Source organism: Pseudonocardia yunnanensis (assembly GCF_039534065.1).
GTDB classification, from domain to species: domain Bacteria; phylum Actinomycetota; class Actinomycetes; order Mycobacteriales; family Pseudonocardiaceae; genus Pseudonocardia; species Pseudonocardia yunnanensis.
The window spans coordinates 193,709-209,023 of the sequence record NZ_BAAAUS010000023.1; the positions used below are offsets into that span (position 1 = coordinate 193,709).

Genomic DNA, 15,315 nt, shown 5'->3' on the forward strand with positions numbered 1-15,315 from the left:
GGTGGGTGAGATCGTGCGTCGGGTGCGCGCGTTGGCGTTGGTGGTGGCGCGTGATCAGAGGCGCGGGAGTCCGTGCAGGGCGTCGACAAGCGGCGCGAGCTCGGGGACGGAGCGAGCGGCGTCGAGGCTCTCCTTCAGCGTCCTGTCGTGTACCGGTCGTGCCTGCTCCAGCAGCTTCTTGCCTTCCTTGGTGAGCGTGCTGTAGATCCCGCGCCGGTCGTCCTCGCAGAGGAAGCGGCTGAGCAACTGGCGGTTCTCCAGCCGCGTGACGAGCCGGGTGGTGGCGCTGTGCGAGAGCGCAGCCGCACGGGCGAGCTGCTGCATGCGCATGTGCCAGCCGTCCTGGCGGTCGAGCGTGTCGAGCACCGTGTACTCGACGACCGACAGATCGAACCCGGCTTGCAGCGCCTTCTCCAACGCCTCTTCCAGCCGTCCGTGCAGCGCAGCAAGCGTGCGCCACCCCTGGGCCCGCACTTCGACCGCATCGTCTGCGATGGCCACCCGGCACCTCCTCTGTGGGCCACAGCATACGTGGTTGGCGCCGTTAGGCAGCGTGTGCAACTGTTGCAGAAGCGTGCAACCCGCGTCTGCATAAGGAGCGTCATGCCACTCGCCCTTCTGGCCCTGGCGATCAGCGCGTTCGCCATCGGAACCACCGAGTTCGTGATCACCGGTCTGCTGCCGGAAATCGCCACCGGCTTCGCGGTCGACATCCCCACAGCGGGCCTGCTGGTCTCGGGCTACGCACTCGGCGTCGTGGTCGGCGCGCCGCTGCTCACGGCGGCCGCGACGAAGCTGCGCCGAAAACCTGTCCTGCTCGGGTTGATGGGGCTCTTCATCGCGGGCAACGTCGGTTCGGCGCTCGCCGGTAGCTATGCGGAGATGATGGCCGGACGGGTCGTCGCGGCGCTGTGCCACGGCGCGTTCTTCGGGGTGGGCTCGGTGGTGGCGGCGGGGCTCGTGGCGCCGCAGCGCCGGGCCGCCGCGATCGCGATGATGTTCACCGGCCTCACCGTGGCCAACGTGCTCGGCGTCCCGCTGGGAACGGTGGTCGGCCAGGCGTTCGGCTGGCGCGCCACGTTCTGGGTGGTCGCCGCTCTCGGTGTGGTGGGTGCCGCCGGCATTCTCGCCCTGGTGCCCGATCAGCCGGCCGACCCGGCGTCCAACCTGCGCGTCGAACTGGCCGCGTTCCGCCGTCCCCAGGTGTGGTTGGCCCTGGGGATGACCGCGCTCGGCTTCGGCGGGGTGTTCGCCTCGTTCACCTACGTCGCGCCGATCATGACCGAGGTCGCAGGCTTCCCGGCAGGCGCACTCACCTGGCTCCTGCTCGTCTTCGGTGCGGGACTCGTGGTCGGGAACCTTGCCGGCGCGCGGGCGGCCGACCGTGCGCTCATGCCGACGCTGGTCGTGCTCCTCGCCGCGCTCGCAGCGGTGCTCGCGATCTTCGCCGTGACAGCGGCGTCACCGATCCCGGCTGTCGCGACGCTCGCGGCGGTGGGCTTCGTCGGGTTCGCGACCGTGCCCGGCCTGCAGACCCGGGTGATGGAGGCTGCGGGAAGCGCGGGCACGCTCGCGTCCGCCGCCAACATCGCCGCGTTCAATCTCGGCAACGCCGCTGGTGCGTGGCTCGGTGGCGTTGCCATCGCCGCAGGCTTCGGCCTCACCTCGCCGGACATAGTCGGCGCGATCATGGCTGCGGGCGGGCTCGCCGTCGCTCTCGTCGCCGCAGGGCTCGACCGCCGCCGCAACGCTGCCCCGGGGACGCTGGCATGACCAACACCGCACTGGTCGTCGGCGCCCGCGGCGTCATCGGTGGCACCCTCGCCGACCATCTCGCCTGCCTCCCCGACTGGAACGTGGTCGGGCTCTCGCGGCGCGGCGGCCCGGCTGACGGGAGAGTCCGGCACGTCGCCGCCGACCTGTTCGAGCCCTCCGGCCTGCGGGAGGCGTTGCGCGCCCACCCGGAGGTGACGCATCTCTTCTATGCGGCCTACCAGGACCGGCCGACGTGGTCCGCACTCGTCGAGCCCAACGTCACGATGCTGCGCAACGTGCTCGACGCGGTGGCCGCGACGGCTCCCGATCTGCAACACGTGAGCCTGATGCAGGGATACAAGGTCTACGGCGCCCACCTCGGACCGTTCGCGACCCCGGCACGGGAGAGCGACCCGCCGCACATGCCGCCGGAGTTCAACGTCGACCAGCAACAGCTCGTCGAAGCGCGGGCGGTGGAGGCGGGCTGGACGTGGTCGGCGATCCGGCCGTCGGTCGTCGCGGGGTTCGGACTCGGCAACCCGATGAACCTCGCGGTCGTGCTGGCCGTCTACGCCTCGATCAGCAAGGAGTTGGGCATCCCGTTGCGGTTCCCCGGCCGTCCCGGGGCGTACGACGCGCTGCTGGAGCTCACCGACGCCGGGCTGCTCGCCGAGGCGACGGTGTGGGCGGCCACCGACCCGCGGTGCGCGAACGAGGCGTTCAACATCGCCAACGGTGACCTGTTCCGCTGGAACCGGATGTGGCCGGTGATCGCCGACGCGTTCGGGCTGGAGGTCGCGCCGCCGCTGCCGATGTCGCTCACGGACGTGATGGCCGACAAGCAGCCGGTGTGGGACGCGATGGTGGCGCGGCATGCGCTCGCGCCCACGCCGTACAGCGACGTGTCGTCGTGGGCGTTCGGCGACTTCGTCCTCTCCTGGGACTACGACATGTTCGCCGACACCTCGAAGTCGCGGCGGTTCGGCTTCCACTCCTACGTGGACACGGAGGCAATGCTGCTGCGGCTCTTCGACGATCTGCGCAGGCGCCGGATCATCCCGGGCTGAAGGCCACAGAAAGGCATGGACCACCGCGTGGCTCCCTACGACATGCTGTGGGCCGACGGCGAACGGGAGGAACGACGTGGACGAGGCCGAGGAAGTCCGATCCGACAGCAGCCGCGCGGTGGTGGGGAGCGTCGCGACGGACGGCAGCGTGGCGGTGGCGGGGAGCGTGGGAACGGCCGGCAGCGTGGCGGTCGCCGGCAGCGTCACCACATCCAGCAGCCGCGCGGTGGTGGGGAGCGTCGCGACCGGCGGCAGCGTGGCGGTGGCGGGGAGCGTGGCGACGGCGGGCAGCGTGGCGGTCGCCGGCAGCGTCGCCACATCGGGTAGCGCCGGTGTGGCCGGCAGCGTGGCGACGGCCGGGAGCGCCGGGATCGTCGGCAGCGTGCTGACGATCCTGAGCATCGGACTGCTTTCCTGCATCGCGTGCCTGGGCTGTGTCGGCTGCCGCCGCTGCGTGGGCTGCATCGGCTGTATCGACTGCGAAGGCTGCGTGGGCTGCATCGGCTGTGTGGGGCTGCGAGGCGCGGTGGGCAAGGTGGGTGTCGGAGCCTGACCTCGAGGCGGGTCGGATGAGGGCGGGCTCCTGCGCCGTTGCCGGTGTTCTTGTGGGAACCCTCCCGTCACCGTCAATGTGGTGACGTGCATGTGTTCGTGAGCGGGCGGGTGTCGCTGGATCTGGCAGGCACCCTCAAATGGCGTCGCCACCAGCAGGAGGAGCTGCTGCCTCACGGTCGGGACGTCGCCGAGTGGGTGGTGGAGGCCGGCCTCCTGACCCACCCACCGGAGGTAGACGAGGCCGGTCTCCGGGAGATCCGCCGGCTGCGGGAGCTCGTCTACGCGGCCACGAGGACCGAGCCGGAGCGTCACGTGGAGGCCGCGGAGCTGCAGGCCCTCGCCGACCCGCCGCCCGTGCGGTCGGTACTCGCTGCCGCGGGCGTGCTCGAGCGCCAGGGCGACCTGACCGCCGTGCTGTCGACCGTCGCTCGTGATGCCATCGAGCTGATCGGCTCGGCCGAACTGGCCAAGGTGCGAGAGTGCGGCCGGCCGGAGTGCACCCGGTTGTTCGTCGACGACTCCCGCGGCAAGCCCCGCCGCTGGTGCGGCATGGCGGAGTGCGGCAACCGGATGAAGGCCGCCGAGTACCGGCGCCGGCAGCGCGGGAGGCAGGTCGAGGGCTCAGCGGTGGGCGAGTGACGCCAGCCGGGTGAGGATCTCCTCCAGCAGCGGGGCGCTCGTCGCGAAGTTCAGCCGCAGGTAGCGCTGCCCGTCGGGACCGAAGCCGGCTCCGCCATCCAGCAGCACCCGGGCACGAGCGAGGACCTCGTCGACCGGCTCGTCGCCGACCCCGAGGACGTCCGCCTCGAACCAGTAGAGGTAGGTCGCCTCGGGCATGGGGCAGCGGTCGTCGCCGGTGAAGGAGGCGAGCGCCTCCGCGACTCGACGCCGGTTGCGGTCCAGCACGCGCAGCAGCCGGTTGTGCCACTCGGCGCCGTGCCGCCAGGCGGCGAGCGTGCCGGTCACGCCGAGCGTGGACACCGTGCCGTAGAGGTCCGGCGGCTGTGAGTCGCGCAGTGCCAGAAGCCGCTCGGGCCCGTAGTGCGCAACCGCACACCGCAGTCCGGCGAGGCTGAACGCCTTGGTCGCCGACGTCAGCGTGACGGTGCGGGCGGCGGCGTCCTCGTGGAGCGAGGCGAACGGGATGTGGTTGTGCGGTTCGTAGGTCAGCTCGGCATGGATCTCGTCGCTGAACACGAGCAGGTCGTGGCGCCGCGCGATCGCCGCGATCTCGATGAGTTCGTCGCGGGTGAGGACGCGCCCGGTCGGGTTGTGCGGGTTGACCAGCAGGAGTACCCGGCAGTCGTGCGCGACCACGGCGTCGGCGAGGCCCGCGAGGTCGGGCGTCCAGCCCGCGGTCGTCCTGGTCCACGGCGAGCAGACTCCGCGACGTCCCATGGTCTCGAGGGTGGCGAGGAAGGGTGGGTAGTTCGGGGTCTGCACGGCCACCGCGTCGCCGGGACTCGTCGCCAGATGGAGCACGAACTGGAGGGCCTGGAGGAGATCGGTGTGCTCACGGACGGCATCCGCCGACACCGTCCAGCCGTACCGCTCCTGCATCCGGTCGGCGAAAGCCGTCCGGAGCGGGCTGCCGTCCTGCCAGCTCGGATAGCCGAGATCGCCGCGACGAACGGTGTGCTCGATCGCGTCGGCCACCACCGCAGGCACGGCGAAGTCCATGTCCGCGACCCACGCCGGAAGGACGTCCGGATCGACCCGCTGCCACTTCACACCGGGCCGTCGACGCAGCTCGTCCAGGCGCAGGTCGTCGAACAGCGTGTCGGTGGGCTGGAACGCGCCGGGCCGGCTCAACGCGCTGCCCCGTGCAGGAGCAGGTCGCGGCTCAGCTGCACGTGGCCGTGATGCTGAGCCAGCTCCTCCAGTACGTGCAGGAGCACCCCGGCGCAGGTCAACGGCTGCTCCGGACCCTGGTAGTCGTCGGCCGGAGGGTTTTTCGGGTCTCCCTGCAGATCGGCGCCCGCGAGGTCGTCGAGCAACCGGCGTTGGACGTCCGCGACCCGTCGACGCAGCTCGTCCAGGCTGCCCGTGGCGCTGAACTCGGCGGTGCGGTCCCGGTTCGTCGGGCGGCCGGCGACCACGTGTCCGATCCAGTAGTCGGACATCTCGACGCAGTGGTGCACGATCGCGTAGGGGCTGTTGGCCCCCTGTAGGGGTGGTCTCGTGTTGATCGCGCCCTCGTCGAGCTCGCCCAGCGCGTCGAGCATCCCGTCGAAGGCTCGGGCGAGGAAGTAGAGGTACTCGTCGGTCCTGAGCGTGGCGGCGATCGATGCCGTTTCCATGCAGGACCCTCCTCGCACTGCGGAAGCGCCGTAACCATTCGACCGGTGACGATCGTGCGGCCTCGATCTGTCACTGTCAAGACGGTGACGAAGGTCCGTGCGGGTCAGCTCACGGCGGCGCCGCTCAGCCCGGCGCGTTGACGTTGATGCCGGTGCCGCCGCCGGGTGCGTAGACCGTCACGCCGGAGCCGCTCAGCGCCTCGTTGGCCTTGCGCTGGGCCTCGCCCTGCTCGCGGACGAGGTCGATCTGCGCGCAGACATTGCACGCGAGGTAGCCACGCTGGCGCTCGGCGTTCGCATCGGCGTCGAGCCGGGCCTGGTTGAGTCGGGCCTGCGCGGCCGACGCCCCGGCGAACTCGGCCTGCGCGGCCTCGATGCGCTCTCGCAACTGCTGCGGGAGGTCCACGCCGGTGAGCGAGAAGCTGATGTTCGTCAGGAAGTCGCCGCCGAGCGCACGGTTGATGTTGGTGGCGAGCGCGGTCTGCACGTTGGTCTGGATTCGCTGGAGCACCTCGGCGTTGTTCGCGCCCTGTCCCGCGGCGACCGCGGTGGCCAGTTGCTCCGGCGTGGAGTTCTGCACCAGCGCGCAGGATGCCTGCAGCTCCGCACAGTCCACTGTGCCGATCTGCTGGCGCAGCGTCTCCTCCAGCACGGGCTTGATGATCACGTCGAGGAATGCGCCGAAGCCCGCATCGCCGTCCCAAACGGCCAGCCGCTCGTCGGTGCCGGGCACCTGGAACGTCCGGGTGCCGTAGGCGTCGTCGAACGCGCGCAGTACCGGCTCCGTGGTGTTGAGGCGGAAGTTCAACCGGGCGGTCAGCCCGACGTCCACACCGTCGCTGGTGGGCGTGCGGTAGGCGTTGACGCCCGGGGTGTCGTCACCGCCCGGGACGATGTCGTAGAACCGCTGCTGAGCGGGGTAAGGGTGCTCCTCGGAGAACATCCCCGAGTACGTCCGGGGGCTCGCGGGCGGGAGCACCTGACGGACGTCCTGGGAGTCGAACGGCCCGCCGTTCCGGATCACCATGGTCGTTCCACCGTCGGTGCGGGAGAACGAGGTGAGCGCGATGACCCCGACGACGGCGCCGACGACCACCCCGGTGCCGACCAGTCCGACGACGAGCTTGCGGACAGGCGAACTCGACCTCGAGCGATCCTTGGTGGGCATGCGGCTCTCCAGTCTGGTGATCGGCTCGGGGACGCAAGCGTCATGCTGGTGGTAGCGACCTGATTGCTCAACACCGGGTCTTTCGCCCGATTCCGTGAACGACGACCCGCGCGACTGGCGGATCATCTCCGGCCGGCGCGGAGCGCCTCCCTGATCGCGTCCGCGTTGCGGGTGAACCAGGCGCGTGTGCGGGCGGCACGGGCTGCGGCGTCCGGTGTCCAGTACGCGGCGAATCCGGGCGTGCCGTCCGCCGCGCCGTTCCGGACGATCTCGTACATCCAGTCGTGGCTGTCACGCAGCGCGGCGAGGAAGTCGACCCGCCCGGTGTCGTCCAGCCCGTAGGCGTCGACGAGGATCCGCAGCCGTTGCAGCTCCCGCCCCCGCCGGACGTCGCTCGTGTCCACGGGGTCGCGCAGCGGTGCCCAGAGGCGAGCGGCCGCCGCGACGTCCCACACAGCGCAGCCGGGGCCGGAGAGGTCGAAGTCGATCAGCGCGACGGCCTGGCCGTCGCGGAAGACCACGTTGTCGAGGTTGGGGTCGTTGTGGGCGATCCCACCGCCGTCGAATGGCGCGGGCGCCGGGTGTGACCAGCGGTGCGGATCGGGATCGAATCCGGCTGCCGCGTCGTGGAAGCGCCGCAGCAGCCGTCCCACGCTCCACAGCGCCGCGTCGGTGAGCCCCCACGCCGGCGCCGGGGCTGTGACGGCCTGTCCGGGCACGTAGCTGAGCACCTCGCGGCCGGCGTCGTCGACCCCGAGCACGCGTGGCGCCCCGTCGAACCCGACCTCCTCGAGATAGCGCAGCAGGGCGTGCGTGGCGGCGCTGGTGGCGCGCAGCGGCCGGCGGACGGTGTTGCCGACGCGATGCACGCGTCCACGGTTGGCGGTGCCGCCGAACAGTGGCACCTCCACGTCACACTCCCGCCCAGTGACCGGACCCGCTCCCCGCGGTGCCCGCTCGGTGCACCCGCCCGAGGTTGGCCGAGCCGCCCGGCCGCGGCACCCCGACCGTCACGACTGGGCTGCCCGGATCAGTTCCTCCGCCAGTGTCGAGTGCGTGACCAGGCTGTCCACCATCCCGCCGTGGACGGCGGCAAGCACCGCACGGACCTTCGCGGTGCCATAGACGATCGCGATCACCTCGGGCACCGCACGCATCTGCTCGGCCGTGATGCCGATCATCCGCTCCGTGAGGTCGGACGCGACCGGCGCGCCCGCGGCGTCGACGAGCACACCGGAGATCTCTGCGACGACCCCGCGACGCCCGAGCTCGCGGCGTTCGGCATCGCCGGTGGCGTCGTAGAGCGTGGACTGCTCCGGCGCCCAGGCCCCCACGCCGGCGACAGCGCGGGTGACGGATCCGATCCGGCGCAGTGCTCGCGCGACCTCGGGCTGGTGCCGAAGGACCTGGGCGGTGGCTGCGTCCGGCACGGCCATCGGCGCGTAGAAGAAGTAGGCGGGACCGCCCGCGACGCGCGCGACGTCGCGGACCACCTCGATCGAGCTGTCGTCCACGCCTGGACGGGCGAGCGCGCCGGTGAGCTGGACGACAGGCACGTTGGCCAGGCGCTGTAGTGCGGTGGCCATCGCGCTCACCGAGCGGGCCCAGGAGAGCCCGAGCACGTCGTCGGGCGTGACGACCTCCGTCAACAGCTCGGCGGCCGCGGCTCCGAGGTGCTCGCGCAGCGACGCGGGATGGTCGTCGGGGGTGTCGGTGACCACGCAGTGCTGCAACCCGAGGGTCTCCATCAGGCGGGCGGAGAGCTCGACGTCGATCACGCCGGGGTGGCCGATCTCGATGCGCACGAGCCCCGTACTCCGGGCGTCCTCCAAGAGCCGGGCGACCTTGAAACGGCTGAGCGCGAACTCTTCGGCGATCTCGACCTTCGAGCGGCCGTCGAGGTAGTACCGGCGGGCGACGGACGCGGAGAGTACGAGATGGGCCGGTCCGCGCGTTCCGCTGCCTCTGGCCGCGACCACCGTTACACCCTCCTTGACCGCTCATCTGAGCGGACGAATGCCCATTCTTACACAAGCCATTGACTCAAGGTGACGGGTGCCACAGGCTCATCGTGTGATCAGGGCTGCGCTCATCTGAGCATGCCCATGGGTGCTGGGAGGGCGCGATGAAGCGAACGGGCATGCGCGCTGCGCTGCTCGCTCTCGTGGTGCTGCTGTCGAGTACGGCCTGTGCGGGGTGGGGCGGTGGCGTCGGCAGCGGCGGGGCGAACAGCATCAACGTGCTCATGGTCAACAACCCGCAGATGATCGATCTACAGCGGCTCACCGCTGAGCACTTCACGAAGGACACCGGGATCACCGTCAACTTCACGGTGCTGCCCGAGAACGACGTGCGGGACAAGATCAGCCAGGAGTTCTCGAGCCAGGCAGGCCAGTACGACGTGGCCTCGCTCTCCAACTTCGAGATCCCGATCTATGCGCGCAGCGGCTGGATCGCCCCGCTGGACGGCTACATCGCCGCCGACCCGGCGTTCGACCAGAACGACATCCTCGCGCCGATGACCACCTCGCTGAGCGGCGCCGACGGGAAGATCTACGGCGAGCCCTTCTACGGCGAGTCGTCGTTCCTCATGTACCGCAAGGACGTCCTGCAGGCTGCCGGCATCACGATGCCGGAGCACCCGACATGGCATCAGGTCGCCGACATCGCCGCTCGCGTCGACGGCGCCCAGCCCGGAATGGCCGGCATCTGCCTGCGCGGCCAGCCCGGCTGGGGGCAGGTCTTCGCCCCGCTGACCACGGTGGTCAACACCTTCGGCGGCACCTGGTTCACGGCCGACTGGCAGGCCGCGGTGAACGCGCCCGAGTTCCGTCAGGCCACGCAGTTCTACGTCGACCTCGTGCGGGCGCACGGCGAGGCGGGTGCCCCGCAGGCCGGGTTCACCGAGTGCCTCAACAACCTGGTCCAGGGCAACGCCGCGATGTGGTACGACGCCACGTCTGCGGCAGGTTCGCTCGAGGCCGCCGACTCCCCGGTACGCGGCAAGATCGGGTACGCACCGGCGCCCGTGGAGAAGACCGCGAGCTCCGGCTGGCTGTACGCATGGGCGTGGGCCATCCAGTCGGCGAGCCAGAAGAAGGACGCCGCGTGGAAGTTCATCTCGTGGGCGTCGAGCAAGGAGTACGAACAGCTCGTCGGCAAGGAGGTCGGCTGGTCGGACGTGCCCGCCGGCAAGCGGGCGTCGACGTACGAGAACCCGGACTACCTGGCCCAGGCCTCCGCTTTCGCGGGGCCGACGAAGGCGGCGATCGAGAGTGCCGACCCGCGCAACCCCGGCGTGCAGCCGCGGCCCGCGATCGGCATCCAGTTCGTCGACATCCCGGAGTTCCCCGACCTGGGAACGCAGGTGTCTCAGGAGGTGAGCTCGGCGATCGCCGGCCTGGTGACGGTCGATCAGGCGTTGGAGCGCGGTCAGCAACTGGCTGACGACGTGGCGGAGAGCTACCGGTCACGGGCGGAGGGAAACTCATGAGCACCGCGGTGGAACCGCCGCGCACTGGGCCGGCGTGGCGCCGGTCGGCGGAGGAGAGGGAGACGCTGCGCCGCGCGGGCGACTGGGCCCGGCGTGCCCCGCTCATGCCAGCGCTGATCTTCCTGATCATCGTGACGCAGCTGCCGTTCGTCGTCACGCTGGTCATCTCGTTCATGAACTGGAACGCGTACTACCCCGACGAGCGGGGGTTCGCCGGAATCGACAACTACCGCCGCGTGCTGACCGACGTGAACACGCGCGACTCGATCATCACCACGATCCAGCTGACTGTCGCTGTGGTGTTGATCAGCCTCATTCTCGGCCTGCTCATCGCGCTGCTGCTGGACCGGGCGTTCCGCGGTCGTGGGTTCGTCCGGACGATGATGATCACGCCGTTCCTCATCGTGCCGGTCGCGGCAGCGCTGGTGTGGAAGCACGCCCTCTACAACCCCGAGTACGGCCTCTTCAACGGCGTGCTCACGTGGATCTTCGGGGAGAACGCCCCCCAGCCGGACTGGATCTCCACGATGCCGCTGACGGCGATCGTGGCGTCGCTGGTCTGGCAGTGGACGCCGTTCATGATGCTGATCATCCTGGCCGGCCTGCAGAGCAAGCCGCTCGACGTGATCGAGGCCGCCAAGATCGACGGCTGCTCCAGCTGGCAGATCTTCCGGCACATGACGCTGCCGCACCTGCGCCAGTACCTGGAGCTGGGCGCCCTGCTCGGGTCGATCTACATCGTGCAGAACTTCGACGCCGTCTTCACGATCACCTCGGGCGGCCTCGGCACGGCGAACCTGCCCTACACGATCTACCAGATCTTCTACAACGCGCACGACTACGGCCGAGCGTCCGCCGCGGGTGTGGTCGTCGTGATCGGGACGATCATCATCGCGACGTTCGCACTGCGCACCGTCTCGTCGCTGTTCCGTGAGGAGGGGGTCCGATGACGACAACCGTGGAGGCGCCACGTAAGGCACCGCCGGTAGCGCCGGTGCATCGCCGCAACCCGACCGGCACCCTGCTCAGCGTCGTCGCGTGGGTCGTCGGAATCCTCTTCATCATCCCGGTGCTGTGGATGCTGCTCACCTCGTTCCACAGCGAGACCGACGCCGCAACGAACCCACCGTCGCTGTTCGCGCCACTCACTCTCGACGGCTACGCGAACTTCTTCGGTGCTCAGACCGGCACGAGCCCGTTGCCTGCGCTGCTCAACTCACTGACGGCGAGCATCCTGTCCACGGCGCTCGTGCTGGTGCTCTCGATCCCGGCGGCGTACGCGCTGTCGATCCGGCCGGTGCGCAAGTGGACGGACGTGCTGTTCTTCTTCCTGTCCACGAAGATGCTGCCGGTCGTCGCCGGCCTGCTGCCCATCTACCTCATCGCGCAGCAGATCGGGATGCTCGACAACATCTGGCTGCTGATCATCCTCTACACCTCGATGAACCTGCCGATCGCGGTGTGGATGATGCGCTCGTTCCTCGCCGAGGTTCCGATCGAGGTACTCGAGGCTGCGGCGATCGACGGCTGCGGGCTGGTACGGACGCTCCGCACGGTCGTGGTGCCGATGGTGTTGCCCGGCATTGCCGCCACGTCGCTGATCTGCTTCATCTTCAGTTGGAACGAGCTGCTGTTCGCCCGGGTGCTCACCGCCACCGTGGCGCAGACGGCGCCCGTGTTCCTCACCGGCTTCGTCACCAGCCAGGGCCTGTTCCTGGCCACGGTGTGCGCGGCCTCGGTGATCGTGTCGCTCCCGGTGCTGATCGCCGGATTCGCGGCACAGGACAAGCTCGTGCAGGGCCTTTCGTTGGGAGCGATCAAGTGAAGGCTGCCGTCATCAGTACCGACGCCGTCACGGTCGAGGCGGTGCCCGACCCCACGCCCGGTCCGCGCGAGGTGGTGGTGGCCGTCGCGGGTTGCGGGATCTGCGGCACGGACCTGCATATCGCCGACGGGGAGTTCGCTCCGACGCTGCCGGTGGTGCCGGGTCACGAGTTCGCAGGCGAGGTCGTCGCGATCGGTGCGGACGTCACGGAGCTGCGTGTCGGTGACCAGGTCGCCGTCGACCCGTCGCTGCACTGCGGGGAGTGCTACTACTGCCGCAGGGGCCGCGGCAACCTCTGTGAACGGTGGGCCGCGATCGGCGTCACCACCACCGGCGGGGCGGCCGAGTTCGCCGTGGCGCCGGTCGCCAACTGCGTGCGACTCCCCGAAGGGGTCACCACGGCGGATGCCGCGCTGATCGAACCGCTCTCGTGCGCCGTGCGGGGCTTCGACGTGCTGAACCCGCAGCTCGGCGACCACTACCTCATCTACGGGGCCGGCACGATGGGCCTGATGATGATGGAGCTCGCGAAGCGGGCCGGGGCGGCGAGCGTCAGCATGGTGGATCTCAACCCGACCCGGCTGGAGACGGCCGAGCAGCTCGGCTGCTCCGCCACGGTGGGCAGCGCCGACGAGCTGGATCGCCCGCGTGGCTGGGACGTGGTGATCGACTGCACCGGGGTCGTCGCCGCTATCGAGGACGGGTTCACCCGCGTCGGCCGGGGCGGGACGTTCCAGCAGTTCGGTGTGGCCAATGAGGACGCCGTGGCGCGCTTCTCGCCGTTCCGCATCTACAACGAGGAGATCCGCATCGTCGGCTCGATGGCGGTGCTGCACAGCTTCGAGCGGGCCGCAGAGCTGTTCGCCGAGGGCGCGCTGCGCCCTGAGGTGATGATCAGCCACCGGATGAGCCTCGACGAGTACCCGCAGGCGCTCGAGCAGTTCCGGGCAGGCGTGGGGCGCAAGATCCAGGTGCAGCCCGGGAAACACTGACCTGGAGCGGCGGTCGCCGGGAGGCGTCACGCATGATCGCGGCGAGGGGCAGGCGTCGCTGGTCACAGCCCCGCGCGCTGCATAACCGACCGCGGCTGCGGACTGTCGTGGCGACTGTCTAGATTGCGGCGGGTGACGGTTCTCGAGCTGCGTCAGTACACCCTCCACCCTGGACGCCGCGACGAGCTGATCACGCTGTTCGAGCGGGAGTTCGTCGAGGCCCAGGAGGAAGTGGGCGCGCGGGTCGTCGGCACGTTCCGCGACGTCACCGATCCGGATCGGTTCGTGTGGATCCGCGCGTTCGACGACATGGCCAGCCGGCACGCCGCGCTCACCGGCTTCTACGGTGGCCCGGTCTGGATGCGCCACCGCGACGCGGCCAACGCCACGATGATCCATTTCGACGACGTGCTGCTGCTGGAGCCGGTCGGCGACGGGTTCTCGTCGACGTCGCGCGCTGCGATCGGCAAGGGGCGGCGAGGGCCGTCGCGGGTGCTCGCCGTGGTGTGGACGGGCGGTGCCGCCGAGCCCGACACGGCCACTGTGGAGCGTCTGCTCGGGGTCACGCCGGTGCTCGCCCGCACCGCGCCGTACGTCAACGACTACCCGGCGCTCCCCGTGCGCGACGAGCAGGCCGTGGTCTGGTTCGCCTCCTACACCTGGCCTGCCGGGGCAGCCGCGGCGCGCGAGCGGCTGGCTGCCCATCCCCTCGGCCACGAGCCGGGCCTGGAGGTACTGGAGCTCGAACCCACGGCACGGTCGGCGCTGCGCTGAGCGACCCGGCCCGGCCTGCCTCCCGGTCGGTTCGATCAGTCGAAGTAGGCGGGGACGTCGAGTGGGCCGCCCGCCGCCGCGAACTCCGCGTGCACCGCATCGCGCAGCTCGGCGTCGGCCAGGTAGTCGACCGCCGTGAGGGCGAGCCCCACCGCGCCGTCGCGCACGGCACGGTCGCCGGCGGGCCCGCCCGACGCCGTCTCGAACTCGGAGGTGTGCAGCGCGACGGTCGGCTCCGACACCGCGATCATGGGGTGGATGGCGGGCATGCGGTAGCTGAGGTTGCCCAGGTCGGTGGAGCCGGTGAGGAACTCGGGCACCACGCCGGTCGGGAGCGCGCGGCGCCCTGCCGGTTCCTGGTTGACGGCCCAGCGTGCGCTCAACGTCTGGTTGAAGCGGATCGGCAGGTACGGGGGCAACGGGTCCCAGTGCAGCTCGACGCCGCAGCCGGTCATCGCCGCCGCGCCGTTGGCGACCTGGGCGACGCGCGCGGCGAGGTCGCGCAGGGTCTCGGGTGCCGCGGAGCGCAGGTAGAACAACAGCGCGGCTCGCTCCGGCACGATGTTGGGCCGGGCTCCGCCGTCGGTGAAGATGCCGTGCACCCGGTCGGTGCTGGGCAGATGCTGCCGCAGTGCGGCGATGCCCTGGTACGCGGCGACGGCCGCGTCGAGTGCGTTGCGGCCCATGAACGGCTGCGCCGACGCGTGCGCGGCGACGCCGTGGAACACCATCTCGACCTGCCGACGACCCAGGAACGGGTGCATGGCGATGTCGTGGGAGAACGGGTGGAGCATGACGACCGCGTCGACGTCGTCGAAGACGCCCGCTCGTGCCATCGTCTCCTTGCCGCCGCCGCCCTCCTCGGCGGGCGTGCCGATCAGCGAGATCCGTCCGCCCACGCGGTCGTGCACCCGCGCGGCGGCGAGGTACGCACCGACGGCCGTGGCGCAGATGATGTTGTGGCCACAGGCATGGCCGACGCCGGGCAGCGCGTCGTACTCGGCGAGCACCGCGACATGCGGCCGGCCGGTGCCGATGCTCGCGACGAGCGAGGTCTCCAGCCCGCCGACGCCGACCTGCGCCTCATGCCCGTGCTGCTCCAGCAGCTGTGCCACAGCACGCACCGAGCGGTGCTCGGTGAAGCTCTCCTCCGGGTGGGCGTGCAGGTCGTGGCTGAGTGCGACGAGCTCGTCGTCGTTGCGGCGGGCGGCGTCCTGGACGGCGGTCCGCACCTCGTCGGGCGCGCCCTTGTGGGCGGAGCCGATGGGCTCTGCGTCCCGCACAGCCCGCTCCGTGCCGGCGTTGAGCGAACGGAGGTAGCTGAGGTCGGGCGGTAGCGGCTTGGTGTGGTCGTCCTCGGGCATGATCGGACCCTAGGCGAAACGA

The 15,315-nt window shown here is 70.5% G+C and carries 16 protein-coding genes; 9 read left to right on the plus strand and 7 right to left on the minus strand.

Annotated features, from left to right (window positions below; all coding sequences use genetic code 11):
- Positions 1-54: 54 nt before the first annotated feature.
- Positions 55-501 (minus strand): MarR family transcriptional regulator, encoded by a 447-nt coding sequence (locus ABD743_RS20700; RefSeq protein WP_344723777.1) that lies wholly within the window; start codon positions 499-501, stop codon positions 55-57.
- A 102-nt stretch (positions 502-603) separates the two neighbouring features.
- Here ABD743_RS20700 and ABD743_RS20705 point away from each other — a divergent pair, with 102 nt between their 5' ends.
- From ABD743_RS20705 to ABD743_RS20720, 4 genes are all read left to right on the plus strand, one after another.
- Entirely contained in the window at positions 604-1,773 is a 1,170-nt protein-coding gene (locus tag ABD743_RS20705; protein ID WP_344723778.1) for an MFS transporter, read from the plus strand.
- Complete coding sequence (locus ABD743_RS20710) at positions 1,770-2,822, plus strand: SDR family oxidoreductase (protein ID WP_344723779.1); 1,053 nt, start codon at positions 1,770-1,772, stop codon at positions 2,820-2,822. The genes ABD743_RS20705 and ABD743_RS20710 overlap by 4 nt, the downstream gene beginning before the upstream one ends.
- A 76-nt stretch (positions 2,823-2,898) precedes the next feature.
- A complete protein-coding gene (locus tag ABD743_RS20715; protein ID WP_344723780.1) occupies positions 2,899-3,375 on the plus strand; it encodes a hypothetical protein in 477 nt (158 codons plus the stop codon).
- 86 nt (positions 3,376-3,461) lie between these two features.
- Positions 3,462-4,016: a CGNR zinc finger domain-containing protein gene (locus ABD743_RS20720; RefSeq protein WP_344723781.1), complete on the plus strand. Its 555-nt coding sequence runs from the start codon at positions 3,462-3,464 to the stop codon at positions 4,014-4,016.
- Here ABD743_RS20720 and ABD743_RS20725 read toward each other — a convergent pair.
- The 5 genes from ABD743_RS20725 to ABD743_RS20745 all read right to left on the minus strand — a co-directional run bounded on the left by ABD743_RS20725 (position 3,999) and on the right by ABD743_RS20745 (position 8,824).
- Entirely contained in the window at positions 3,999-5,189 is a 1,191-nt protein-coding gene (locus tag ABD743_RS20725) for a MalY/PatB family protein (protein ID WP_344723782.1), read from the minus strand. The two genes, ABD743_RS20720 and ABD743_RS20725, sit on opposite strands and share 18 nt — an antisense overlap.
- Entirely contained in the window at positions 5,186-5,677 is a 492-nt protein-coding gene (locus ABD743_RS20730) for a DinB family protein (protein WP_344723784.1), read from the minus strand. Before ABD743_RS20730 ends, ABD743_RS20725 begins: the two co-directional genes overlap by 4 nt.
- Positions 5,678-5,801: 124 nt before the next feature.
- Positions 5,802-6,845 (minus strand): SPFH domain-containing protein, encoded by a 1,044-nt coding sequence (locus ABD743_RS20735; protein ID WP_344723785.1) that lies wholly within the window; start codon positions 6,843-6,845, stop codon positions 5,802-5,804.
- A 122-nt stretch (positions 6,846-6,967) separates the two neighbouring features.
- On the minus strand, positions 6,968-7,756 hold the full coding sequence (locus ABD743_RS20740) for a phosphotransferase enzyme family protein (RefSeq protein WP_344723786.1): 789 nt from the start codon (positions 7,754-7,756) through the stop codon (positions 6,968-6,970).
- Between the two features lie 99 nt (positions 7,757-7,855).
- Complete coding sequence (locus ABD743_RS20745; RefSeq protein WP_344723787.1) at positions 7,856-8,824, minus strand: sugar-binding transcriptional regulator; 969 nt, start codon at positions 8,822-8,824, stop codon at positions 7,856-7,858.
- A 146-nt stretch (positions 8,825-8,970) separates the two neighbouring features.
- On the opposite strand from ABD743_RS20745, the gene ABD743_RS20750 reads away from it, so the two are divergent.
- The 5 genes from ABD743_RS20750 (at position 8,971) to ABD743_RS20770 (ending at position 13,929) form a co-directional block, all read left to right on the plus strand.
- On the plus strand, positions 8,971-10,338 hold the full coding sequence (locus ABD743_RS20750) for an ABC transporter substrate-binding protein (RefSeq protein ID WP_344723788.1): 1,368 nt from the start codon (positions 8,971-8,973) through the stop codon (positions 10,336-10,338).
- The gene (locus ABD743_RS20755; protein ID WP_344723789.1) at positions 10,335-11,288 is read left to right on the plus strand and encodes a carbohydrate ABC transporter permease; all 954 of its coding nucleotides are present in this window, start codon (positions 10,335-10,337) and stop codon (positions 11,286-11,288) included. Before ABD743_RS20750 ends, ABD743_RS20755 begins: the two co-directional genes overlap by 4 nt.
- Positions 11,285-12,163, plus strand: coding sequence for a carbohydrate ABC transporter permease (locus tag ABD743_RS20760; RefSeq protein ID WP_344723790.1), 879 nt, complete (start codon positions 11,285-11,287; stop codon positions 12,161-12,163). Before ABD743_RS20755 ends, ABD743_RS20760 begins: the two co-directional genes overlap by 4 nt.
- A complete protein-coding gene (locus tag ABD743_RS20765) occupies positions 12,160-13,155 on the plus strand; it encodes a zinc-dependent alcohol dehydrogenase family protein (RefSeq protein ID WP_344723791.1) in 996 nt (331 codons plus the stop codon). The genes ABD743_RS20760 and ABD743_RS20765 overlap by 4 nt, the downstream gene beginning before the upstream one ends.
- Before the next feature lie 132 nt (positions 13,156-13,287).
- Positions 13,288-13,929, plus strand: coding sequence for an NIPSNAP family protein (locus ABD743_RS20770; protein ID WP_344723792.1), 642 nt, complete (start codon positions 13,288-13,290; stop codon positions 13,927-13,929).
- 35 nt (positions 13,930-13,964) lie between these two features.
- On the opposite strand, the gene ABD743_RS20775 is transcribed toward ABD743_RS20770, so the two are convergent.
- Positions 13,965-15,293 carry a M20 family metallopeptidase gene (locus ABD743_RS20775; RefSeq protein WP_344723793.1) on the minus strand — a complete coding sequence of 443 codons (1,329 nt, stop codon included), beginning with the start codon at positions 15,291-15,293 and terminating at the stop codon, positions 13,965-13,967.
- Positions 15,294-15,315: the final 22 nt, after the last annotated feature.